Below are 21,629 nucleotides of genomic sequence, written 5' to 3' on the forward strand. Positions count from 1 at the left end.
AAATGACTTGGGATTGTACGGGCGCAAACTGCCGCCGTACAGGCATCAGAATGCAGGGCTGTCTGTAGGCGCAGAGCTTGCTCGCGATGGGGCGCCGCGGTCTGGCTTTTAAAGGGCCCCCAGAATCAGTCCTCTACCGGCGGATTCAACCGCATCCGCCGATTTTCCTGATACCAGTGCAACGCAATCAGCAGCAGTGTCGGTACGCCCAGCATGCAGGTGATCAGGAAGAAGTTGTGGTACCCGAACTTCTCCACCATCACCCCCGAGTACCCGCCGATCAGGCGCGGCAGCAACAGCATGATCGAACTGAGCAGCGCATATTGGGTGGCGGAAAACTTGAGGTTGGTCAGGCTCGACAGGTAGGCCACGAATGCCGACGTGGCCAGGCCCGAGCTGAAGTTATCCAGGGAGATGGTAAAGATCAGCATCTGCAGGTCGGGGCCCATGTCGGCGAGCATCACGAACAGCAGGTTGGTCCCCGCCGACGCCACGCCACCGATAAACAGGATCGGCAGGATGCCGAAGCGCACGATCAGCAGGCCGCCCATGCCGGCGCCGAGCAGGGTCATGATCAGGCCGAAGATCTTGCTGACCCCGGCGATCTGGTCCTTGGTAAAACCTTGGTCGATGTAGAACACGTTGGCCATCACGCCCATCACCGTGTCGGACATACGATAGGTGGCGATCAGCCCCAGCAGCAGCAATGCCTGCCAGCGGTAGCGCAGGATAAAGTCGTTGACCGGCGTGAGCACCGGCGCCAGGCCCCGCCGGCCCATTGCCGACAGGCACAGCGTGGTGAGAATGATATAGAGAATGGCGCGCAGGAACGCGCGGTCGTCCATCAGCAAGTCCCACAGGCTGACGCCGTGAAACAGCACGCTGGCGAAGTCGGTGTTGAACAACTGGGTGAACATCGCCGGTACGGATACCAGCAACACGATCAGCACAAACACCGACACCAGTTGATGCACGAAGCTATAGCGCCCGGCCTGCAACTGGGTGCGCAGCGGTACATTCGGTTCGCGCATGAACAGCGTGGTCAGCAGCGCCGGGATCATCAGCACGCCGAACAGCACATAGGTACCGGTCCAGGCCGAGTGCTTATAGTTGAAGCCGGTGGAGCCGAAGCCTTCGGCAAAGAACAGCGCACCGGCCGTGGCCAGCAGGGCGGCGATGCGGTAGCCGGACATATAGCTGGCGGCCAGGGCAGCCTGGCGGCTGTCGTCGGCGATTTCCAGGCGATAGGCGTCGACCGCGATGTCCTGGGTGGCGGAAGCAAAGGCCACCACGACGGCAATGGCGATCAGCCAGGACAGGTGTTTCTGCGGGTCGCAGAACCCCATGCCGATCAATCCGAGGATCACCAGCGACTGTGCAAGCACCAGCCAGGAGCGACGACGTCCGAGTTTACCGAGCAGTGGCAGGCGCCATTGGTCGAGCAGCGGCGACCAGACCCATTTGAAGGCATACGCCAAACCGATCAGGCTCGCATAGCCGATGGTCTCGCGGGCCACACCGGCCTCACGCAGCCACACCGAAAGCGTCGAGAACACCAACATGTAAGGCAAGCCGGCGGCAAAGCCGAGCAACAACAGCACTAACGTCGAGGGGCTGGCATAGGCGGCGAGCGCGGCGCGCCAGGTTTTACGGGGCATGGGCTGGAGTCTGCCTCAGATTCACGGAAACAAAGCGCGCACTCTAACCGCTGTGCTCTACCGGGCGCCAGCCATGGCGCTGAATATCCACGCGATTGTTGCGCACCGTGACGCCCTCATCGCGCAAGCGTGCCCGTTGCTCGTCGCCCGAGGCGCTGCCCACCGGCAGACTTATCCGACCACCGGCACCCAGCACACGATGCCAGGGCAATGTGGTGCCCTCGGGAAGTTGGCTCAAGGTACGACCCACCCAGCGCGCGGCGCGCCCCAGCCCGGCCAGTTGCGCCAGCTCGCCGTAACTCACCACGCAACCGGCGGGGACTTGCGCCAGGGTCAGGTACAGCGCGGTGCGGCGCATCTCGGCGGGGGTTTGTGGGGCATCGGCAGGCTGATTCACTGTGGGCATATCCGTTGGGATCGTCGGTCTTTTGTAAGAAACGTCTGTAAGTATGCTGTTGAGAATTGAACTCAACACAAATCCTTGAGTCAGTCCTAGCTATCTAACACGATAATCGCCCCTTTTCGCCAACCTTGAGCTCCCCATCCGCTTATGTTGTCCAGAACCCTGCTGTGCCTCGCTGTCTTCAGTGCCTCCACGCCCCTGCTGGCCGATACCGTCTGGTTAAAAAACGGTGACCGCCTGACCGGCAAGATCAAGGTCTTCGACGGTGGCAAGCTGCTGATCCAGACCGACTACGCCGGCGCCATTCCGGTGGACTGGAAGCAGGTGAAAACCCTGGAGAGCGACCAGGAGTTGCTGGTCAAGCAGGACGCCTACACCGGCGAGAAGGCCAAGTCCCTGCAGGCGGCGGACGATGGCAAGGTGGTGCTGGCCAATGGCGAGGCGCCCAAGACTGTCGAGCTGGCAAGTATCCAGCAGATCATCAAGCCCAAGCCGGTGATCGAAGACCTGGTGTGGAAGGGCAATGTCGACATGGCGCTGGACTACAAGCGCGCCGAAAAAGACACCAACGACTACGACATCGACTTCAAGACCACCGCGCGCCATGGCCAATGGCGCCATACCGGGCAGGGCGAATACAACCGCGAGTTCCAGGACGACGTCACCACCACCGACAACTGGGCGCTGGAGTATGACCTGGACCGCTTCATCACCGAGCACTGGTTCTGGCAGGGGCGCCTGACCTACAAGCGCGACAAGGTTGAAGACCTGGCGCGCCAACGTACCGTCGGTACCGGCCCGGGCTACCAGTTCTGGGACGACGAGCTGGGGGCATTCTCCCTCGGCTCGCTGGTCAACCGCACCGATTACGAGTACGCCGATGGCGGCAAGGACAACTTCTATTCCCTGGCCATGAAGTGGAACTACAACCGCTACCTGGTGGGCAAGACCGTTGAGTTCTTCACCAATGGCGAGGTGGGCAAGCCTATCGACGGCCCGGCCGAGTACTCCCTGGATGCGGAAATGGGCCTGCGCTATAAAGTCACAGAGTGGGCATCGCTCAACCTCAAGGCCGAGCGCGACGTGATCAGCGGCGATTCGGAAAGCAGCCTGAGCAAAACCCGCTATACCGCAGGCTTCGGCGTCGCCTGGTAATCGAGCCCTGGCAACCGGCGCGTAGATTGATTACCTTGTGTTGAGATCCATTCCCATACGCTATGGGCGGCTGAATACCCGAGGACTCATACATTGAGCGCGCAGGTTGCCAAGAACGCCCGAGAGCTGTTGCTCAAGGAATACCGTGGGGCTCTCTCCACACTCTCCAAGGCCATGCCCGGCTTTCCGTTCGGCTCGGTCGTGCCGTATTGCCTCGACGAGCAGGGCCGCCCGCTGATCCTGATCAGCCGTATTGCCCAGCACACCCATAACCTGCAAAAAGATCCCAAGTGCTCGCTGCTGGTCGGCGAGCGCGAAGCGGATGACGTGCAGGCCGTGGGGCGCCTGACCTACCTGGCCGAAGCCGAGAAACTCGAGGACCCGGCCGCCATCGAAGCAGCGGCCGAGCGCTATTACCGCTACTTCCCCGATTCGGCCAACTACCACCAGGCCCACGATTTCGATTTCTGGGTGCTCAAGCCGGTGCGCCACCGTTATATCGGCGGGTTTGGCGCGATTCACTGGATCGACCAATTGACCCTGGCCAACCCCTTCGCGGGCAAGGCCGAGCGCAGCATGATCGAGCACATGAACAGCGACCACACCAAGGCCATTGCCCACTACGTCGAGTTGGCCGGCTTGCCTGCTTTCGAACCTGCGCAATTGGCCGGCATCGACAGCGAAGGCCTGCACCTGCGCATCGGCCAGGCTTTGCACTGGCTGCCGTTTGCGGCATCTTGCAACACGCCGACACAAGTACGCGAAGCCCTGGTTTCATTGGCCCACGCTGAGGTCTGGCCGAAAAAAGCCGCCGCTGAAGCTTGAATTCACGAAACGGCGACGTCATCTAAGGTGGACTGGCAAGGCATTCTTGCGTTGAGGAACCTTTTGATGCGCCCTTTTTTATTGCTCTTTCTGCTGTTCCCGGTGTTGGAGCTGTTCGTATTCGTTCAAGTCAGCGGTGCGATCGGGTTTTTCCCGGCCCTGTTGCTGATCATTCTCGGCTCGATGCTCGGCGTCCTGGTGCTGCGTGTCGCCGGCCTGGCCACGGCGCTGCGCGCCCGTGAGAGCCTGAACCGCGGCGAACTGCCGGCCCAGACCATGCTCGAAGGCCTGATGATGGCGTTGGCGGGCGGCCTGTTGATCCTGCCCGGCTTTATCAGCGACGTAGTGGGCCTGGTGATGCTGCTGCCGTTCACCCGCAAATTGCTGGCGGGCAAGATGCGCCAGCGCGCCGAAGAGGCCGCTCTTCGCCAACGTGCGTTCGCCGACGACCTGCAACCCCGTGGCGGCCCGGCTCCGCGCCAACCGTTGGGGCGAGAAGGCGACGTGATCGAAGGCGAGTTCGAACACCGCGACAGCAAATAACCGCTTCACTGGCACGGCACCTTCGGGTGCCGTGTTGCTTTTATAGGCTGGCAGACGCAAAAAAAATCATCGCCGGCCCCTTGTAATAAGCTTATGCGCCCTTATGTAACGGTCACCGCAAGGTTTCTGGTGGCGACACCGGACAGACTTCCGTGTTTCGCCCAGCGAACCGCGACCGGCACTGCCGGAATACAACCCGCCGGTATCGATACCGGCCGATGAAAAACACAATTAGGAGAGATCGACAATGAGCAAGCTTCGTCCTCTGCACGACCGCGTCGTAATCCGTCGCAGCGAAGAAGAAAAGAAAACCGCTGGCGGTATCGTTCTGCCAGGTTCGGCTGCTGAAAAAGCCAACCACGGTGTGATCGTCGCTGCAGGCCCAGGCAAGACTCTGGAAAACGGTGACGTACGTGCGCTGGCCGTTAAAGTCGGTGACAAGGTTGTATTTGGCCCTTACTCCGGCAGCAACACTGTGAAAGTCGACGGCGAAGACCTGCTGGTTATGGCTGAGAACGAGATTCTCGCCGTTCTGGAAGACTGATTTCCCCGCTCATTTTCCCGTTACTACAAAGTATTTAAGGAATATCGATCATGGCTGCTAAAGAAGTTAAATTCGGCGATTCCGCCCGTAAGAAAATGCTCACCGGTGTCAACATCCTGGCTGACGCAGTAAAAGCGACCCTGGGCCCGAAAGGCCGTAACGTGATCATCGAAAAGAGCTTCGGCGCTCCGACCATCACCAAGGACGGCGTTTCCGTCGCCAAAGAAATCGAACTGGAAGACCGTTTCGAAAACATGGGCGCGCAGCTGGTCAAAGACGTTGCCTCCCGTGCCAACGATGACGCAGGCGACGGTACTACCACCGCCACCGTTCTGGCTCAGGCGATCGTCAACGAAGGCTACAAGGCCGTTGCTGCCGGCATGAACCCGATGGACCTCAAGCGCGGCATCGACAAGGCCACCATCGCCATCGTCGCTGAGCTGAAGAACCTGTCCAAGCCTTGCGCCGACACCAAGGCTATCGCCCAGGTAGGCACCATCTCCGCCAACTCCGACAGCTCCATCGGCGACATCATTGCCGAAGCCATGGAAAAAGTCGGTAAAGAAGGCGTGATCACCGTTGAAGAAGGCACTGGCCTGGAAAACGAACTGTCGGTTGTCGAAGGCATGCAGTTCGACCGTGGCTACCTGTCCCCGTACTTCGTCAACAAGCCGGAAACCATGGTTGCCGAGCTGGACAGCCCGCTGATCCTGCTGGTCGACAAGAAGATCTCCAACATCCGCGAAATGCTGCCAGTGCTGGAAGCCGTTGCCAAAGCCGGCCGCCCACTGCTGATCGTTTCCGAAGACGTTGAAGGCGAAGCCCTGGCGACCCTGGTTGTGAACAACATGCGTGGCATCGTTAAAGTCGCAGCCGTCAAGGCTCCAGGCTTCGGCGACCGTCGCAAGGCCATGCTGCAGGACATCGCCGTCCTGACCGGCGGTACCGTTATCTCCGAAGAGATCGGCCTGAGCCTGGAAAGCGCCACCCTGGAAAACCTGGGTAGCGCCAAGCGCGTGACCATCTCCAAGGAAAACACCATCATCGTTGACGGTGCTGGCGTTGACGGCGACATCCAATCGCGCATCACTCAGATCCGTGCCCAGGTTGCCGAGACGTCCTCGGACTACGACCGTGAAAAACTGCAAGAGCGCCTGGCCAAACTGTCCGGCGGCGTTGCAGTGATCAAGGTTGGCGCGGGTTCCGAAGTTGAAATGAAAGAGAAGAAAGCCCGCGTTGAAGACGCCCTGCACGCAACCCGCGCAGCCGTCGAAGAAGGCGTGGTACCTGGCGGTGGCGTTGCGCTGATCCGTGCCCTGGAAGCCCTGACCAACCTGACCGGCGACAACGCTGACCAGAACGTCGGTATCGCTGTGCTGCGTCGTGCGGTTGAAGCACCGCTGCGCCAGATCGCTGCCAACTCCGGCGACGAGCCAAGTGTTGTGGTCAACGAAGTCAAGAACGGCAAAGGTAACTACGGTTACAACGCTGCGACTGGCGTCTACGGCGACATGATCGAAATGGGCATCCTGGACCCTACCAAGGTGACTCGTTCCGCGCTGCAGGCCGCAGCCTCCATCGGTGGTCTGATCCTGACCACCGAAGCTGCAATCGCTGACAAGCCGAAGGCTGAAGGCTCGGCTGGCGGCGGTATGCCAGACATGGGCGGCATGGGTGGCATGGGCGGCATGATGTAAGCCAGCCTTACCCCTGTACTGAAAAAGCCCCGCCTGCAGTGATGCAGGCGGGGCTTTTTTGTGGGCGCTGTCTTTGGCTTCAGGTGGGCGTTGCGCGCGTGGAGGGCCGGTACAGCAACAGGCAATACAGCCCCAGGCAGATCAGCCAGCAGAAAATTGCCGTCCACACGTTATGGGAAAAGAAGTGTGCGCCTTGCATCATGCGGCTGACGGAAAACACGCTGCCCAAGCCGACGGCGAAGATGAATGCGCTGCGCGCCATCCGTGGCTGCCGGTCACGCAGTGCAAAAAACAGGGCAAACAAGGCGAACCCGGTGGCGGCATGACCGCCTGGCCAGCAGCGCCCGGGTTTATCGGTGGGCGGGCGAGGGCTCAGCAATTTGCTGTAGGTTTCCTGACCGCCGAATTCCTGGACGCTCCACGGGCACTGGACGCCGGTGATGGTTTTCAGCGGAGCGACAAACGCGGTCGCCAGCCCGAGTGACAGCACCAGGCAGCCCAGTTCACGACGATAGGGTTTGAGCCGTCGGAGAATAAACGTGCCGGCAAATCCCAGGATCGCCAGGACCGAGAACAGGATGACCAACTGTTTGGCACGATCATGCAGGATGTCTTCGAGGAAGAAACTGTAACGCCCGATGAAACCGCCCTCCGCACCGTTGTAGAACAGCTTGGCGAGGTCCATGTCCAGTGAGGTCAGCTCCAGCAGCAGCAATAGGAGAGCAGCGCCGCCGGGGATGCCCAGGCAGAGCCATAGGTTGAGAGGTTTGGAGACGGGGACGGCGGGGGTTGTGCCCATGGTGGACCCTGGTGAAAAACGTCCCGTACTGACCTGTACGGGACGTTTTGGTTAGCGCGTGCTCAGTGCCGGGGCCTCTTCCTTGGGCGCTCTCCAGCTCAGCAACTGTTGTTTGAAGCCATAGCTGGCGGCCTGGTAGTAGGTGATCGCCCGCTGGATCAACGGGTCATCGCTGCCGACCCGCAACTCCTGGCTCTCACCCAGGGCCTGGTCGTGGCGGCGCAGGCCCAGGCGTGGGCTGAGAATGGCCAGGTCCTTGCCGTCGAACAGGCCCAGGTGCTGGTAGTTGCCGACCACCACCCGAGGTGGCAGTGGGTTGTCCTGCAACAGGTTGCGACCAAAGAAGGTGGATTCGTAGCTCAGGTTGAGCAGGCCCAGCAGCGTGGGCGCCAGGTCGATCTGGCTGGCCAGTTGTGCGCTTTCCCGTGCGTCGATCAGCTTGGGCGCATAGATGAACAGCGGAATCTGGTAGTTGGTGATGGGCAGGTCTTCCTTGCCTGCGCTGCCGGCGGTGTGGTCGGCGACGAAGATGAAGATCGTGTTATCGAACCAGGGTTTTTGGCGGGCGGCTTCCAGGAATTGGCCGATGGCCTGGTCGGTGTATTTCACCGCGCCGTCGCGGCCATTCCCGGATTTGATGTCGATACGCCCATCCGGGTAGGTGTAGGGGCGGTGGTTGGAGGTGGTCATCAGTTGCAGCAAAAAGGGCTGCTGCTTGGCGTAGTCGGTGTCGGCCAGTTTCAGGGTTTGGTTGTACAGGTCCTCGTCGGCCATGCCCCAGGCGTTCTTGAACGAGATTTCTGACTCGGGCACGCTGCTCTGGTCCACGACGCGATAACCGTTGCCGCTGAAAAACGCGTTCATGTTATCGAAGTACCCGCGCCCGCCGTACACAAACACGCTGTCGTAACCGACGGCCGTGAGCTGTTGCCCCAGGCTGGCGAAGCCGCTTTCACGACCGATGCGCTTGACGATCGAGCGCCCGGGCGTGGGTGGAATCGCCAGGGTGATCGCCTCCAGGCCACGGTCGGTGCGGGTGCCGGTGGCATAGAAATTATTGAAATACAGGCTCTGTTTACGCAGCGCATCCAGGTTAGGCGTGAGGTTGCGCTCGTCGCCGTTGCTGCCCATGTACTTGGCGCTGAAACTTTCGATGGTCACCAGCACGACATTGGGTTTGCGCGGCGTGCCCGGATTGGTGATGGCGCGGCGGATATCCAGCGGGTCCTGGCCGATAAAGCGGGCGTTGGGTTCGCTCAGCTCTGCACGCAGTTGCGTGGCGATAACCTCAGTCGGCAGGGTTTTGTAGAACTGTGGGTAATCCAGTTCGTTGTTACGGAATGCGGCGAAAAACTGATACGGACCATTGCTGGCCAGTTCGTTCTTGTAGGCATTGCCGCCCTGAGCACGCGGGCTGTCCTGGCTGATCAGTTGCAGGCTGAGGCCGGCAACGACCAACAGGGCCAAGGCATTCACTAGCCGGCCACGCATCGGCGGCAGTGGGGCGTTCATCGCCGCATTGAACGGCTTGCGCAAGGCCAGGCTCAAGACAATCGCCAGCATGGCGAGCAGGCTCAGCAGTTTGCCGATCGGGTAGGACTCGAGCAGGTTGTTCAACACCTCGTCGGAGTACACCAGGTAATCGACGGCAATGAAGTTGAAGCGCACGCCGAATTCATCCCAGAACAGCCACTCGGCCACCGAGGTAAACAGCATGGCGAACAGGCTGACGGTGAGCACGGCCTGCAGGAACCAGCGGTGACCGCGACGGCGCCACAGCGCGGGTGGGCACAGCAGCAAATACAGGCCCAGCGGCAGTGCCGCATAGGCCAGGAAACCCAGGTCGTACAGCAGGCCCACGCCAAACACTGGCAGCAGGTTGCCGCCGACTTCATCCAAATGGGTGATGAGCAGCACGCTGCGAGTGAGCAGGAAAATAACCAGCCAGGCACCGGTTACCAACAGCAGATAGCGCATTGGCGCCGTCTTGAGAAACCCCATGTCCATGTTCCTTATATCAATGGGTGGCGATCTTCTGCCTGACACTGTAGTCAGTTTGTGAAGCTATAGTGAAAAACTCGTTGGTAGGCTGAATCGGTTGAAAACCTTTATTGGCACGCCTTTCCGCTCTATCCCTGAGCCACACTTGGCCTTAAGCTGCGCGAGCCAACACGGCCGTTACCGCGTACGGAGACACTGCCCATGCGAATTCTACTGGTTGAAGACAACCGCGATATTCTGGCCAACCTGGCCGACTACCTGGGGCTAAAAGGCTACACCGTGGACTGTGCGCAGGACGGTTTGTCGGGTCTGCACCTGGCCGCCACCGAGCATTACGACTTGATCGTGCTCGACATCATGCTGCCTGGCATCGATGGCTACACCCTGTGCAAACGCCTGCGTGAAGACGCGCGCCGCGACACGCCGGTGATCATGCTCACTGCCCGCGACCAGTTGGATGACCGGCTGCAGGGCTTCAAGTCCGGTGCCGACGATTACTTGCTCAAACCGTTTGCCCTGTCGGAACTGGCCGCGCGCATCGAAGCCGTGCTGCGCCGTGCCCAAGGCGGCGGTCGCCGCGCCCTGCAAGTGGCCGATCTGAATTACGACCTCGATACCCTGGAAGTGACCCGCGAAGGGCGCCTGCTCAAGCTCAACCCGGTCGGCCTCAAGCTGCTCGCGGTCTTGATGCAGAAAAGTCCCCACGTACTGCGTCGGGAAGTGCTGGAAGAGGCCCTGTGGGGCGATGACTGCCCGGACAGCGACAGCCTGCGCAGCCACGTGCACCAATTGCGCCAGGTGATCGATAAGCCGTTCGCCAAGCCGTTGCTGCAAACCGTGCATGGTGTGGGTTACCGCCTGGCCGAGGGCCGTGATGGAGTTTAAGCAAAGCCTTGCCCAACGGATCATCATCGCCTTTGCCTTGATGAGTGCGTTGGTGGCGGGGGCCTTCGCCATGGGCATCGTCGCCACCGTGCACCTGGTGGAAGAGAAGCTGATCTCGGCAGGCTTGGGCGGTGACCTGCAGCGCCTGCTGCTGATGGACACCGTCGAGGACTGGCGGCACCGCCCCGAGCCCGACCAGCTGTTTTACTTCAGCGGTGGCCCCGGGGATTTTGAATTGCCCAAGGACCTGCGGCATCTGGAACCAGGGTTTCATGAGGTGTTTCGCGAGGCGTTGTCGTACCACGCCATGGTCGAAGTGGTCGACGGTCGGCGCTATGTGCTGCTGCAGGATCAAAGCGATTTCGAAGAGCGCGAGCGCGTGCTGTTTGCCGTGGTGCTGGTGGGCTTCGTGCTCAGCCTGGCGCTGGCGGTATTCCTCGGCTGGGTACTGGCCCGTAAAGTGATGGCGCCGGTGGTACGCCTGGCCCGCCAGGTGCGGCACCGCGACCAGTTGCTGGGCCTGGCGCCGCCCCTGGCCCCGGACTACGCGGCCGACGAAGTAGGTGAGCTGGCGGTGGCCTTCGACGCCACGCTGGGGCGCCTGCGCCAGGCATTGTCCCGCGAGCAGTTGTTCACCAGCGATGTCAGCCACGAACTGCGCACGCCTTTGATGGTGCTGGCCAGTTCCTGCGAACTGTTGCTGGAAAACCCGGCTATCGATCAGCGTGGGCGTAACCAGGTCGAGCGAATCGCCCGGGCCTGCGAAGAAATGCGCGAACTGGTGCAGACCTTCCTGATGCTGGCCCGGGCTCAGCATGATGACGGAAGCATGTCGCCTAAGGCCAATCTGTCCCAGGTCGCTGATGATCTGCTCGGCATCTGGCGCGAGCCCATCGAGCACAAGGGCCTGGAGTTGATCTACCAGCCGGGCGACCCGTTGGATACGCGCTACAACGCGACCTTCCTGCATGCCGTGATGGGCAACCTGTTGCGCAATGCCCTGCATTACACCGAAAACGGCTTCATCCGGCTGACCCTGGAGCCGACCGGGTTTGTGGTGGAAGACAGTGGCGTCGGCATTCCCGAAGACAAGCGCGAAGCGATGTTCGAGCCGTTCGTCCGCGGCAGTGAGAAGCGCGGTGAGGGCCTGGGGTTGGGGTTGTCACTGGTCCAGCGCATCTGCGAGAACCAGGGCTGGAGCGTTACCCTCAGCACCATGGAGCCCAATGGCTGTCGCTTTCACGTCCAGTTGAGTCAGGTCAACGCCTGAGCGTTCCCCCTGCCGTTATCCTGCCAGAGATCCCCGTAAATCGGCGAAGATGGCCCCATGATATTGCTTGTGTCTGTAAAGTCTTGAAATGTATGGGATTGGACAGGACAAGTTTTTCACAAGGGGTTGACCTGTTGATCACAGGACGCTGCTTAAGGTTGTAGGCATCAGCAACTGGAGATCCGTTGATGCCTACCCCGATCAAGCTCGAATTTTCCGAAAAGTACGACGACCAGCACGCCCACGAATATTTGCTCAAGCATCAGGACAATCTGGCTCGCCGGTTGTCCCACAAACGCGACGAGCAACTGGCCCGTGGCGCGTTGGCGATGGCCGGCGAGCCAGGCCTGGTGCTGGACCTGCCGTGTGGCGCCGGGCGCTTCTGGCCGCTGCTGGCGGAAAAACCCAACCGTGTGATCATCGGCGCCGACAATTCGGCCTCCATGTTGAAGGTCGCGATGGCCGCCCAGCCCGCAGAAGTGGTGAAACGGGTACGGCCCTTGCAGACATCTGCCTTCGATATCGATTTGCCGGATAACTCGGTCGACAGCATTTTCTGTATGCGCCTGCTCCACCACATCGGTGATCCGGCGCACCGTCAGGCAATTCTGCGGGAGTTTCAGCGGGTTACGCGTGACAGCGTGATCATTTCGCTGTGGGTCGATGGCAATTTCAAAGCCTGGAAACGCAAGCGTCTGGAAGGAAAGCGTCGCAAGACAGGTGAGCAGGAAGGTTACCAGAACAGATTTGTGTTACCGGCTGCTACTGTTGAATCAGAGTTCGAGCAAGCCGGATTCCGTGTTCAGGAATCCCTGGACTTCATACCGCTCTACGCCATGTGGCGGGTGTATGTATTGCGCAAGAGGTAACAGGATGGCAGTTGAGTGCGTAGCAGGCAGTCACGTAGCTCCCGAAGAACGCTTCGATTATTTCTGGCGTCAGCAAGGCGAATGGGTCGAAGAGCCCAATCGCCGGCGTGGCGGTGAAAGTGGTGTACAGCGGGTCATGACCGCTAATGGCCGTTTGCTCTACAGCAAGCGCCAGACGGGCCATATCTACCGCAGTTGGCTGCACCCGTTCGGACGCCCCACGGTGCTGCGCGAGCGGGATGCCCTCAGGGGCCTGCGACTGCTGGATGTTCGCGTGCCCGAAATGGTCTTTTGTGAGGCGCGTCGTGACCCCGAGCACCGCTGGAAGGCGCTGCTGGTGACCGCCGCCCTCGACGGCTTCGACGAAATTGAAAACTGGTACGCCGCCGGTGGTCGCGAACAGTATGGCGAGCAGGTGCACGAGCGCTTGCTCAAGGCGTTGGCCGCTACCCTGGCCCGCATGCACAAGGGACGCTGGCAGCACGGTTGCCTGTACATCAAGCATATTTTCGTGCGGGTGACGGGCGAGGGCGACTCGGCCCAGGTGGAAGTGGCGCTGCTGGACTTCGAGAAATGCCGCCAGCGCTTGACCGCTTATCGGGCAGCCTCCCATGACATGTTGCAGCTGCGTCGCCATTCGTCGTGGAACAGCACCGACTGGGAAAAACTCAGCTACTTTTATGAAACGGCGTTTGGCAGCGCTATCAAGGGTTTAACCAGATGAAGCTAGAAATAGCACGAGGTCTGTTCCTGGTCGGGGCGATGGGCATTGCCGCCCTGGCCCTGGCTGCATGGGAGCAACCTCGCACACAGGTACTCAGTGCGGTGCAAGGCGGCGGGCAATGCCTGCTGCCCCGGGTCGCCAAGGCGAGTGCGGCGGTCAAGCCTGATCATGAGTTGCTGTTGTTCATGTTTGGGATGTCCCAAGGGATGAGGCCGCAGAGTTGAAACGATTCAAACCCCCGAAGAAGGGCCTTGCGATGCGAGGCCCTTTTTTTTGCCTTTCAAACCTTATCCGCAACGCGGCTGCTACGGGGGCGCGGCGTTGGCTAGGCGGTATCTACGCAGCTCAGATCAGATGCAGGTGGTTATCCCAGAGCCCTGCCGGCAATTCCAACGGTTTGGCGACCAACTGTTTCTGGCGGCAATCGTAGTAGCGGCAACGCCCTTGGCCCGAGGTGACGACAAACCCGTCTGCCACTGCACCGACGCCTGCGCAGTCGGGCAGCGGTCCATCCAGGCGCAGCTCGGCAGTGTCCATGTCCCAGATAAAGAAGCGGTTGCCACGGGGTGCGGTCAACGCCACCAGGCGCAATTCGCTGTGCACGGCGACGCTGGCGGTGTAATGCCCCATGGCCTGCAACTGCTCATCGGCCACCGGGAACGCCATGAACGGCTCGCCCGGGCGCTTGATCGCCAGCAACTCGGAGCGCTCCTGGGACGGTCCCATGAACTGCTGGCCGGTGAGAAGGGTGCCATCGCTGGCGATGCCCATATGGCGCACGCTGTTCATCTGCTGGCCGAGGGTTTCCTTGCTGATCAGCGTGCCGTCACGGTGCATCAGCACCAGGCTCGGTTCCATCGCGTTGAGGTTCATCTCCACGCGGCTTTCGGCTTCGGTGCGAATGCCGCCGTTGGCCACCGCCAGGGTTTCGCCGTCGGGCATCCACGACACCTGGTGCGGGCCGATGCCATGGGTGGAGATCTCGCCGCTGTGCACCAGGCACTCGCCTTCGAACTTGTACACACCGAGCAGGCCACGGCCGGGATCGGACGTGTCGTTCTCGGTGGCGTACAGCCAATCGCCGCTCTTGTGGATGACCGCATGGCCATAGAAGTGGCGGTTGGCGTTCGAGGTGAGGGTTTGCAACAGCGCGCCATCGCGCAGGTCGATCAGGTAACTCTCGGTGCCCGGGCGGCGGGCAACAAACAGCGCAATCGGCAGCGTCGGGTGGTTGATGATGTCGTGGCAGCGCTGGCCGACCTGGGTGGCGAACACCTGCTTGCCGTCCAGCTGAAAGCCCACGGCATAGTGCTTGCCGTCTGCATCATCGCGGGCCGACAGCAGCAGCGGGCGCTTGCCTTTCCCTTTGAACAGCGTCCAGCCACCCAACGTGAGTGCGCTGAGCAGCACGCTGCCGATCGCCAAAGCCTGTCGCCTGAGCATCATCAGTCACCGTCGTTGGCATTGAAGCCCAGTTGAATCCCCAGCGCCTTGGCCAGCTCGCCTTCGTGCAGGCGGTGGACGACGTTGAGGCTGTCGTAGATGTCGTTGAGCTGCTGGCGCCCGGCGTCATCGTTCAACAGTTCGTTGAGGGTACGCTGGTTGCTGGCGAACAGTTTCAGCGCGGCCGCATAGGCTGCGTCGATCTTGTCGGCCAACGGCTTCTGATCCGCCGGCAGCAAACCACGCAGGCCCTTGTTGTCCACGCCCACCCACACGGTCTGGGCGGCGGCGAGGCTGGCTTCCAGGCTTTGCAGGGACGACTGGCTACGCCATGCATCGGCCTGGAACGGCTGCGGGATGCCCTTGGTCTGGCGGCCCATGGGCGTGCCGAGTTTTTTCTTCAGGGTGTCCAGTGCGGTCACTTGTACGCGCAGCAGATCGGCGATGGCTTCGTGGGAATCAGCGTAGCGCTGGTTCGGGAACTTGCTCATCTGCGCGAGCATGCCGTCGGTGCTGTTCCAACTGGCCAGGATCTCTTCGGCCAGGGCTTTCTGGCGCTCACCGATGGCCACCAGCAGCGGGCAGTAACGGGCTTTCTGCGCCTCGTCGGCGATGTCGGTCCTGGCGTCGTAGAGGATGTATTCGTAGGCCGACAGGCCCTGCACCACCACGCTGGACTTGGCCAGTGCGGCACCGTCGATCTGCGGCTGGGCGGCGACCAGTTGCTCGACCTGGCGGCCCACCAGGTTCTTCTTGTCCGGCCAGAACTGCACCTGCCACGAGCGGTTGCCCTCGGCCAGCGGGCCGATCAGCAGCGGTTGCAACTCGGCCCAGGCTTTTTGCGCGTGGAGGAAGTCGGCGCGGGCAGTGTCCAGGCTTTCCTTGCCCTGGCAGTAGGCGAGGGCGCTGACGGCCAACTGACGGTCGGCTTCGACCCAGCGGCTGTAGGTCGGCAGGATCACCTGCTTGGCGATCGCCGCCGAGGTCACGGCTTGCGGGTCTTGTGGCGAGCAGGCGCCCAGGGCGAGGGCGGCCAGGCTGGTGAACAACAACTTGGGACGGAACATGTCGAGCTCCCTTCTGTAATTGGGGCGAAGCTTATAAAGAATTCAGGAACGCCAGCAACGCAGCGCGCTGCTCGGCATTGAAGGACAACACATGCTGCTGCGCCGCTTGTGCTTCGCCGCCGTGCCACAGCACGGCTTCGAGCAGGTTGCGGGCGCGGCCGTCATGCAGGAACTGGGTATGGCCACTGACGGTCTGCGTCAGGCCGATGCCCCACAACGGCGGCGTGCGCCAGTCGCGGCCACCGGCCTTGAATTCCGTGCGGTTGTCGGCCAGGCCTGGCCCCATGTCGTGCAACAGCAGGTCGCTGTAGGGGCGAATCACCTGGTTGGCCAACTCGGGTTCGGCGGCATTCGCAGCGGTGGTGAACGTCGGTTTATGGCAACCCTGGCAACCGGCCTGGTAGAACAGGTTTTTCCCGGCCAGCACCTGCGGCGTGTCGACGTCGCGGCGCACGGGCACTGCCAGGTTGCGCGTATAGAACAGCACCAGGCGCAGGATGTTGTCGCTGACTTCCGGCTCGCCATCGGGGCCATTGCCGTTGGGTGCCTGTTTGCAGGCGACTTGGGCGTCGGTGCAGTCATCGAAGGGTCTCAGGGAGGTGGTAAGGCCCATATCACCAGAGAACGCGTGAACATTTTGTTGATTGAGATTGGGTTGCCCGGCTTTCCAGCCAAAACGCCCGAGTACGGTTTTTTGCTCGGCGTCATCCCAGACCCGATTCGCGCGGCCGACGAGGGCTTCCTCGTCGGCGGTCTTCGGGTCGGTATTTCGCAGGATGTCCGCGTCGCTGATGGCTTCGAGCAGGCCCAGGCCGATCATCGGTGGGGCGATGCGTGCGGAGAAGCGCGTGTCCGGGTGCATCGGGCCATAGCCGAGCTGGGTGATTTGCAGGTCGGGCTTGCGCAACTCGACGACGGTGCCGTCCTTGAAGGTGACGTTGACCGGCGTGTAGTCGACGCGCACCTTGCCTTCCGGCGGCACGCCGGGCACCGCCATGTCCTGCAGTTGCCCGCCGTAGACGGGCTCGGGTACCACCCCGGCTTGCTCGATGAGCTTGGCGTAGGGCGGCTGGTCCTGGGTAGACAGGGGAATCGACAGGCGCACCAGCATCGACACCGCATTGGCCGCGTCGGGCAGCGGCGGGTGGCCACGGCCGTCCTTGATATGGCAGTTCTGGCAGGCGTTGGTATTGAACAGCGGGCCCAGGCCATCGCGGGCGGTGGTGGTGGACGGCGCGATCACCCAGGGGCTGCGGAAGAAGCTGTTGCCCACGCTGAAATCCAGGCGGCGCGTGGGCGACAGGTTGGCCGAGGGCAGGGAAAACGCATTCTGGTCGCGCTTGTTCACCGTCGTCGCGCCGCCCGCTCGCGCTTCACCCGGCTCGGCCTTGGTGAAGCGTGGGGCGTCGTCGCAGGCGGCCAGGCTCAAGGCCATCAACGCTGCGCACAGGCGAAAAAGCGAACGAAACATCGAGTTTCCCGGACCAAGGCTGAAAATAAGGTCGCAAAGTCTAACAGGGCGGGGCGGATTGAATAAGAGCAATTATCGTTTGGTGGCATCCCGATTCATTCCCGCTAGAATGACCGCACATTTTTTTCTGGAGGTGGCCAATGCAGGCTCTCGACGCTTTGCTCAACCGTGTTTCCGTGCCGCGTTTGCTGGAACCGGCACCGACCCAGGAGCAGCGCGATGTGCTGTTCGCCGCAGCCATGCGTGCGCCCGACCACGGCCAACTGCGCCCTTGGCGTTTCCTCACCGTGGAAGGTGCCGCCCGTGAGCAGATGGGCACGCTGTTGGCCGAAGCCGCTCGCCTGCAGGACGCCGATGCTCCCCAGGCTGTCATCGACAAGGCCCAGAACGGCCCGCTGCGGGCGCCGCTGGTGGTGGTGGTGATTGCCCGCCTGCAGGAACACTTCAAGGTGCCCAAGTCTGAACAACTGTTGGCAGCCGCCTGCGCGGCCCACGGTATTCTGCTGGCGGCCTATGCCCAGGGGATTGGTGCGGTGTGGCGCACGGGTGAACTGTCCTACTCGGCTCATGTCGCCAAAGGCCTGGGGCTGACGGCGGATGAGGAGGTGATTGGCTTCCTTTATTTGGGTACACCGCAGAACCCGCCGCGTACGGCGCCGAAGGAAGATGTGGCGGCGTTTGTGCAGGCCTGGACGGGTCTCTAAGCAGTAGGCGGTCAAAATGTGGGAGGGGGCAAGCCTCCTCCCACATTTGACCGTTGGTGTGTCTTACACCTTGAACTGATCCATGAGTTTCATCTGCTGGCTGGCCAACGCATTGAGCTGGCTGCTGATGGCCGCCGACTCGGTGGCCTGGCCAGTGAGGGTTTCGGTCACGGTGCGGATCGCCGAGACGTTGCGGTTGACCTCTTCGGCCACGGCGCTTTGCTGCTCGGCGGCGCTGGCGATTTGCAGGTTCATGTCGCTGATCACCGTCACGGCATCACTGATCTTGCCCAGGGCCTGCGCGGCTTGATGGATCTGCCCTGCGTTACTCTGGGCCTGGCTCTGGCTCGAGTGCATGGTTGCCACCACGCCACGGGTGCCGCTCTGGATACGTTCGATCACCTGGCGGATTTCCTCCACCGAATCCTGGGTGCGCTTGGCCAGGTTGCGCACTTCGTCGGCCACCACCGCAAACCCCCGGCCGCTTTCCCCGGCGCGTGCGGCTTCGATCGCCGCGTTGAGCGCCAGCAGGTTGGTTTGCTCGGCAATGCTGCGGATCACTTCCAGGACTGAACCGATCTGTTCGCTGTTGACCGCCAGGGCTTCGACTTCGCCCACCGCCTTGCTGACTTCTTCGGCGAGGGTGGTGATGTCGCGGGTGCTCTGCTCGATGATCGACATGCCTTCACGGGCCGAGTGGTCGGCGCCGCGTGCCGCGCTGGCGGCATTGGAGGCGCTGTTGGCGACGTCATGGGCGGTGGCGCTCATTTCGTTGGACGCCGTGGCCACCTGGTCGATTTCGCGGAACTGCACCTGCATGCCTTCGCTGGTCTGGCGTGCGATGGCCGAGGACTGGTCAGCCGTGCCACGGGCTTCGGTGATGCTTTGCTTGATCTGCGCGATGGTTGGTTGCAGTTTGTCGAGGAAGCGGTTGAACCAGTTCACCAACTCGCCCAGTTCATCTTTCTTGGCATAGGCCAGGCGCTGGGTGAGATCGCCGTCGCCGCTGGCGATGTCCTTGAGCATGGCGGCCACGCTGTTGATCGGGCGGGTCACGCCGGTGGCGGTGAGCCAGATCAGCAGCAAGCCGAGCAGGCCGGCGGCGGCGCCGACCAGCAAGGCCTTGAGCGTGCCGCTGGCCTGGGCGTCGTCGAGTACCGCCTGCAGCTTGACGTTATCGGCCAGCATCACGCTTTTGGGCAGTTTGATCACCACGCCCCATGGCTTGGCATCGGCGAGTGGCTTGACCGGGTACACGGCGCGAATGGTGTCGCCCTGTTCACGGATCATGCGGTTGTCACTGGCCAGCAATTGCACGATTTCCTTGCCTTCGGCGCCAAGGGTGTCGATCAGGTTCTTGCCGACCTTGTCCGGTTCGCCGCTGTAGGCGGCAATCAGGCCGGTACTGGAAAGAATCTCCAGGTGCGCCGCGCCGTTGAACAGGTCTTTCTGTGCGGCGTCGGTGGTGGCTTGCAGGGCGGTGAGGGCAATGTCCACACCGATGACGCCGATGAGTTTGCCGTCGACGATCAGCGGCGAAGCGATGGTGGTCATCAGCACCTTTTTGCCCCCCACTGTGTCTTCATACGGGTCCAGCAGGCAGGTAGTGCGGGTGTCCCGTGGGCAGGTGTACCAGATGTTGTAGGGCGTACCGTTGAGGGTGAGGGTGGTCTTGTTCAGGTCCTCTTCGACCATGACGGTGTTCAAGCCTTCGCCGCCGGCACGGCTCCAATAACTGGAGAAGCGCCCTTTTTCGTTGGAGGCGCGCGCTTTGTCATCGACGAATTCGCTGTCCTTGCCATCCAGGCTGTTGGGTTCGAACGACAGCCAGAAACCCAGCACTTTGCTGTTGCGATCGAACGTGGTTTTCAGGCTCTGGTTGATTTCTTCGCGCAGCGCGCCGGCGTCCAGGCCACGCTTGCTGGCCATGGTGCGCAGGTCCTTGACCTGGTCGGCCAGTGCGGTCAGCGCCAGCAGGCTGTCGCCGAAGGTTTTCTGCAGTTGCACTGCCTGTTCGGCCGCCCTGGCTTGCAGCAGTTGTTCCACGCCGTCGGTAAGCATGCGCGAGCTTGAGTCGCTGACCAACTGATCGTTCTGGTTGGTGTTGTAGATGTTGATGCCGACCACCAGCGCAATCACCCCCAACAGGCAGAGCCCGGACAGCAGCACGATTTTCAAGCGGATAGAGAGGGTGTCGAACATAGGTTCACTCACGAATGGGCATGTTGGAGGGCTCGCAGTGCAGGCCAAGTCCATTCAGCGCTATGTCTGAAACATCGGCGTAACAAATTAATTCATGAGAGGCAGGCGATGAGCGGTAGGAGAACGGCTACAGCCGGCGTCACACGGGCTGTGCGAGCCGTTCCGGGCGTGACCAGATCCATAGGTTGCCCAGGCTCATCCCGGCAATCGCCAGGTAGATCGGCCAGCCGTGGTCGAGCATCACCAGCATCAGGATGGCGCACAGCAGCATGCTCACGGTGGCACTGACTTTGGCCCGGCGCGCGATGATCCTGCCGTTGCGCCAGTTGAACAGGATCGGTCCGAACAGGCGGTGGTTTTCCAGCCAGGCACTGAGGCGCGGTGAGCTTTTGGTCGCGGCCCAGGCGGCCAGGAGGATGAACTCGGTGGTGGGCAAACCCGGCACCACAATCGCCACCAGCCCGATGCCCAGGCTGACGTAGGCCAGCAGGCCGAAGAGGATCTGTGCGATTTTCGAGGTGGATTGGGGTTTGCGGGTCATGGTGTGTGCAAAGTAGGGGATAACAAAAGAGTCGGCATTGAAATGCAATCAACTGTGGGAGGGGGCTTGCCCCCGATGGCGGAGGGTCAGGTACCTATTTGTTGACTGATGCACCGCTATCGGGAGCAAGCCCCCTCCCACATTTAAACCGCATTTCAATGTGGGCGATCAGGCCAGTTCAGGGGCGCTAGCGTACGCCTGTTCCAGCAGCACGGTGAAGCGCACAAATGCATCCACCGCGCCTTTTTCCGCTGCGGCTTCTTCCTCGGCGCTCAATTGCAACGCATCCAGGGTGCGAGTGAAGCTTTTCCAGCCTTCGGCGCGACCACCGGCCGGCTCACCCAGGTGGCGGGCACCGAAGGTTTCGCTCAGGCCCAGACCTACGGCGCGCTTGATCAGGAACGCCGCGCCCAGCTTGGAACCTTCGGACACGAACAACCAGCCCAGGGCTTCGGCCTTGCTCGGGTTTTTCAGCGCGCCGGGGAGCGGTGCTGGCACTTCGGTATCCAGGTCAGCCAGGTCCAGCCTGGCGGCTTCGGCGCGGCAGCGTTCGGCCAGGTCAGGCACGATCTTGATCAGTTCGGCATCGTTGTACAGGGCCACCAGTTCCGACTGGAACAGGTACTGCGCCACTACGAAACGCGCGAAGTTGGCCTGGGTTTCAAACGGCGCGTGGGCCTTCACCAACGCGTCCAGCCTGGTGTGTGGCTCGTGGGTAATCTGGTTCAGGCGCTGGGAGCGCAGGCTTGGGCGTTCTGCGGTAGAAGAAGCGGTCATGAAAAAGTCCTTGAGAAGGGGGAGCGCCTTATGGCCCTTAAAGAGAGCTGT

21 protein-coding genes and 1 pseudogene are annotated in these 21,629 nt (G+C 61.6%); 11 read left to right on the forward strand and 11 right to left on the reverse strand.

Annotated features, from left to right (window positions below; all coding sequences use genetic code 11):
• Positions 1 to 125 precede the first annotated feature (125 nt).
• Together BLQ09_RS20355 and BLQ09_RS20360 are read right to left on the reverse strand one after the other, a co-directional pair.
• A complete protein-coding gene (locus tag BLQ09_RS20355) occupies positions 126 to 1,658 on the reverse strand; it encodes an AmpG family muropeptide MFS transporter (RefSeq protein WP_027605474.1) in 1,533 nt (510 codons plus the stop codon).
• 43 nt (positions 1,659 to 1,701) lie between these two features.
• Positions 1,702 to 2,064 (reverse strand): MGMT family protein, encoded by a 363-nt coding sequence (locus tag BLQ09_RS20360; protein WP_043293512.1) that lies wholly within the window; start codon positions 2,062 to 2,064, stop codon positions 1,702 to 1,704.
• Between the two features lie 144 nt (positions 2,065 to 2,208).
• Here BLQ09_RS20360 and BLQ09_RS20365 point away from each other — a divergent pair, with 144 nt between their 5' ends.
• The 5 genes from BLQ09_RS20365 (at position 2,209) to groL (ending at position 6,825) form a co-directional block, all read left to right on the forward strand.
• Positions 2,209 to 3,216, forward strand: coding sequence for a DUF481 domain-containing protein (locus BLQ09_RS20365; RefSeq protein WP_027605476.1), 1,008 nt, complete (start codon positions 2,209 to 2,211; stop codon positions 3,214 to 3,216).
• A 93-nt stretch (positions 3,217 to 3,309) separates the two neighbouring features.
• A complete protein-coding gene (locus tag BLQ09_RS20370) occupies positions 3,310 to 4,041 on the forward strand; it encodes a HugZ family pyridoxamine 5'-phosphate oxidase (RefSeq protein ID WP_027605477.1) in 732 nt (243 codons plus the stop codon).
• 66 nt (positions 4,042 to 4,107) lie between these two features.
• Positions 4,108 to 4,584, forward strand: a complete 477-nt coding sequence (locus BLQ09_RS20375; RefSeq protein ID WP_027605478.1) for an FxsA family protein — start codon at positions 4,108 to 4,110, stop codon at positions 4,582 to 4,584.
• Positions 4,585 to 4,831: 247 nt separating this feature from the next.
• Positions 4,832 to 5,128: a co-chaperone GroES gene (groES, locus tag BLQ09_RS20380; RefSeq protein WP_003175874.1), complete on the forward strand. Its 297-nt coding sequence runs from the start codon at positions 4,832 to 4,834 to the stop codon at positions 5,126 to 5,128.
• Between the two features lie 50 nt (positions 5,129 to 5,178).
• Positions 5,179 to 6,825, forward strand: a complete 1,647-nt coding sequence (gene groL / locus BLQ09_RS20385) for a chaperonin GroEL (RefSeq protein ID WP_027605479.1) — start codon at positions 5,179 to 5,181, stop codon at positions 6,823 to 6,825.
• A gap of 79 nt (positions 6,826 to 6,904) precedes the next feature.
• Here groL and BLQ09_RS20390 read toward each other — a convergent pair whose 3' ends face one another.
• A complete protein-coding gene (locus tag BLQ09_RS20390) occupies positions 6,905 to 7,624 on the reverse strand; it encodes a phosphatase PAP2 family protein (RefSeq protein ID WP_092358359.1) in 720 nt (239 codons plus the stop codon).
• Positions 7,625 to 7,675: 51 nt separating this feature from the next.
• Positions 7,676 to 9,625 carry an LTA synthase family protein gene (locus BLQ09_RS20395; RefSeq protein WP_092358361.1) on the reverse strand — a complete coding sequence of 650 codons (1,950 nt, stop codon included), beginning with the start codon at positions 9,623 to 9,625 and terminating at the stop codon, positions 7,676 to 7,678.
• A gap of 201 nt (positions 9,626 to 9,826) precedes the next feature.
• Here BLQ09_RS20395 and colR point away from each other — a divergent pair, with 201 nt between their 5' ends.
• The 5 genes from colR (at position 9,827) to BLQ09_RS20420 (ending at position 13,597) form a co-directional block, all read left to right on the forward strand.
• The gene (gene colR, locus BLQ09_RS20400; RefSeq protein ID WP_027605482.1) at positions 9,827 to 10,510 is read left to right on the forward strand and encodes a two-component system response regulator ColR; all 684 of its coding nucleotides are present in this window, start codon (positions 9,827 to 9,829) and stop codon (positions 10,508 to 10,510) included.
• Positions 10,500 to 11,780: a sensor histidine kinase gene (locus BLQ09_RS20405; RefSeq protein ID WP_092358362.1), complete on the forward strand. Its 1,281-nt coding sequence runs from the start codon at positions 10,500 to 10,502 to the stop codon at positions 11,778 to 11,780. Before colR ends, BLQ09_RS20405 begins: the two co-directional genes overlap by 11 nt.
• Before the next feature lie 188 nt (positions 11,781 to 11,968).
• The gene (locus tag BLQ09_RS20410; protein ID WP_027605484.1) at positions 11,969 to 12,649 is read left to right on the forward strand and encodes a class I SAM-dependent methyltransferase; all 681 of its coding nucleotides are present in this window, start codon (positions 11,969 to 11,971) and stop codon (positions 12,647 to 12,649) included.
• Positions 12,650 to 12,653: 4 nt separating this feature from the next.
• On the forward strand, positions 12,654 to 13,373 hold the full coding sequence (locus BLQ09_RS20415; RefSeq protein ID WP_092358364.1) for a lipopolysaccharide kinase InaA family protein: 720 nt from the start codon (positions 12,654 to 12,656) through the stop codon (positions 13,371 to 13,373).
• Positions 13,370 to 13,597: a hypothetical protein gene (locus BLQ09_RS20420; protein ID WP_027605486.1), complete on the forward strand. Its 228-nt coding sequence runs from the start codon at positions 13,370 to 13,372 to the stop codon at positions 13,595 to 13,597. Before BLQ09_RS20415 ends, BLQ09_RS20420 begins: the two co-directional genes overlap by 4 nt.
• A 121-nt stretch (positions 13,598 to 13,718) precedes the next feature.
• Here BLQ09_RS20420 and BLQ09_RS20425 read toward each other — a convergent pair whose 3' ends face one another.
• Genes BLQ09_RS20425 through BLQ09_RS20435 form a run of 3 tightly spaced genes read right to left on the reverse strand, consistent with a single transcriptional unit; the run spans position 13,719 to position 17,354 of the window.
• Complete coding sequence (locus BLQ09_RS20425) at positions 13,719 to 14,816, reverse strand: DUF1513 domain-containing protein (RefSeq protein ID WP_092358468.1); 1,098 nt, start codon at positions 14,814 to 14,816, stop codon at positions 13,719 to 13,721.
• Positions 14,817 to 14,818: 2 nt separating this feature from the next.
• Positions 14,819 to 15,883 carry an imelysin family protein gene (locus BLQ09_RS20430; protein ID WP_027605488.1) on the reverse strand — a complete coding sequence of 355 codons (1,065 nt, stop codon included), beginning with the start codon at positions 15,881 to 15,883 and terminating at the stop codon, positions 14,819 to 14,821.
• 31 nt (positions 15,884 to 15,914) lie between these two features.
• Entirely contained in the window at positions 15,915 to 17,354 is a 1,440-nt protein-coding gene (locus tag BLQ09_RS20435; RefSeq protein WP_027605489.1) for a di-heme oxidoreductase family protein, read from the reverse strand.
• 140 nt (positions 17,355 to 17,494) lie between these two features.
• On the opposite strand from BLQ09_RS20435, the gene BLQ09_RS20440 reads away from it, so the two are divergent.
• Positions 17,495 to 18,058: an NAD(P)H nitroreductase gene (locus tag BLQ09_RS20440; protein ID WP_027605490.1), complete on the forward strand. Its 564-nt coding sequence runs from the start codon at positions 17,495 to 17,497 to the stop codon at positions 18,056 to 18,058.
• A 63-nt stretch (positions 18,059 to 18,121) separates the two neighbouring features.
• Here the strand turns inward: BLQ09_RS20440 and BLQ09_RS31955 are convergent, their stop codons facing one another.
• The 4 genes and pseudogenes from BLQ09_RS31955 to BLQ09_RS20455 all read right to left on the reverse strand — a co-directional run bounded on the left by BLQ09_RS31955 (position 18,122) and on the right by BLQ09_RS20455 (position 21,578).
• A complete protein-coding gene (locus tag BLQ09_RS31955; RefSeq protein WP_371263365.1) occupies positions 18,122 to 18,877 on the reverse strand; it encodes a methyl-accepting chemotaxis protein in 756 nt (251 codons plus the stop codon).
• A 102-nt stretch (positions 18,878 to 18,979) separates the two neighbouring features.
• Positions 18,980 to 20,314: pseudogene (locus BLQ09_RS31960) on the reverse strand (HAMP domain-containing protein); the annotation flags it as partial.
• Between the two features lie 85 nt (positions 20,315 to 20,399).
• Positions 20,400 to 20,801 (reverse strand): YbaN family protein, encoded by a 402-nt coding sequence (locus tag BLQ09_RS20450; protein ID WP_027605492.1) that lies wholly within the window; start codon positions 20,799 to 20,801, stop codon positions 20,400 to 20,402.
• 168 nt (positions 20,802 to 20,969) lie between these two features.
• Positions 20,970 to 21,578, reverse strand: a complete 609-nt coding sequence (locus BLQ09_RS20455) for a biliverdin-producing heme oxygenase (protein ID WP_027605493.1) — start codon at positions 21,576 to 21,578, stop codon at positions 20,970 to 20,972.
• Between the last annotated feature and the right edge of the window lie 51 nt (positions 21,579 to 21,629).

Source organism: Pseudomonas sp. NFACC25, assembly GCF_900100935.1.
Taxonomy (GTDB): domain Bacteria; phylum Pseudomonadota; class Gammaproteobacteria; order Pseudomonadales; family Pseudomonadaceae; genus Aquipseudomonas; species Aquipseudomonas marginalis.

Excerpts from the sequence above, each read along its gene's own strand:
- BLQ09_RS20355 (WP_027605474.1), bottom strand. The coding sequence starts at position 1,658 with ATGCCCCGTAAAACCTGGCGCGCCGCGCTCGCCGCCTATGCCAGCCCC.
- BLQ09_RS20360 (WP_043293512.1), bottom strand. The coding sequence starts at position 2,064 with ATGCCCACAGTGAATCAGCCTGCCGATGCCCCACAAACCCCCGCCGAG.
- BLQ09_RS20365 (WP_027605476.1), top strand. The coding sequence starts at position 2,209 with ATGTTGTCCAGAACCCTGCTGTGCCTCGCTGTCTTCAGTGCCTCCACG.
- BLQ09_RS20375 (WP_027605478.1), top strand. The coding sequence starts at position 4,108 with ATGCGCCCTTTTTTATTGCTCTTTCTGCTGTTCCCGGTGTTGGAGCTG.
- groES (WP_003175874.1), top strand. The coding sequence starts at position 4,832 with ATGAGCAAGCTTCGTCCTCTGCACGACCGCGTCGTAATCCGTCGCAGC.
- groL (WP_027605479.1), top strand. The coding sequence starts at position 5,179 with ATGGCTGCTAAAGAAGTTAAATTCGGCGATTCCGCCCGTAAGAAAATG.
- BLQ09_RS20390 (WP_092358359.1), bottom strand. The coding sequence starts at position 7,624 with ATGGGCACAACCCCCGCCGTCCCCGTCTCCAAACCTCTCAACCTATGG.
- BLQ09_RS20395 (WP_092358361.1), bottom strand. The coding sequence starts at position 9,625 with ATGGGGTTTCTCAAGACGGCGCCAATGCGCTATCTGCTGTTGGTAACC.
- colR (WP_027605482.1), top strand. The coding sequence starts at position 9,827 with ATGCGAATTCTACTGGTTGAAGACAACCGCGATATTCTGGCCAACCTG.
- BLQ09_RS20405 (WP_092358362.1), top strand. The coding sequence starts at position 10,500 with ATGGAGTTTAAGCAAAGCCTTGCCCAACGGATCATCATCGCCTTTGCC.
- BLQ09_RS20410 (WP_027605484.1), top strand. The coding sequence starts at position 11,969 with ATGCCTACCCCGATCAAGCTCGAATTTTCCGAAAAGTACGACGACCAG.
- BLQ09_RS20415 (WP_092358364.1), top strand. The coding sequence starts at position 12,654 with ATGGCAGTTGAGTGCGTAGCAGGCAGTCACGTAGCTCCCGAAGAACGC.
- BLQ09_RS20420 (WP_027605486.1), top strand. The coding sequence starts at position 13,370 with ATGAAGCTAGAAATAGCACGAGGTCTGTTCCTGGTCGGGGCGATGGGC.
- BLQ09_RS20425 (WP_092358468.1), bottom strand. The coding sequence starts at position 14,816 with ATGCTCAGGCGACAGGCTTTGGCGATCGGCAGCGTGCTGCTCAGCGCA.
- BLQ09_RS20430 (WP_027605488.1), bottom strand. The coding sequence starts at position 15,883 with ATGTTCCGTCCCAAGTTGTTGTTCACCAGCCTGGCCGCCCTCGCCCTG.
- BLQ09_RS20435 (WP_027605489.1), bottom strand. The coding sequence starts at position 17,354 with ATGTTTCGTTCGCTTTTTCGCCTGTGCGCAGCGTTGATGGCCTTGAGC.
- BLQ09_RS20440 (WP_027605490.1), top strand. The coding sequence starts at position 17,495 with ATGCAGGCTCTCGACGCTTTGCTCAACCGTGTTTCCGTGCCGCGTTTG.
- BLQ09_RS31955 (WP_371263365.1), bottom strand. The coding sequence starts at position 18,877 with ATGCAGGTGCAGTTCCGCGAAATCGACCAGGTGGCCACGGCGTCCAAC.
- BLQ09_RS20450 (WP_027605492.1), bottom strand. The coding sequence starts at position 20,801 with ATGACCCGCAAACCCCAATCCACCTCGAAAATCGCACAGATCCTCTTC.
- BLQ09_RS20455 (WP_027605493.1), bottom strand. The coding sequence starts at position 21,578 with ATGACCGCTTCTTCTACCGCAGAACGCCCAAGCCTGCGCTCCCAGCGC.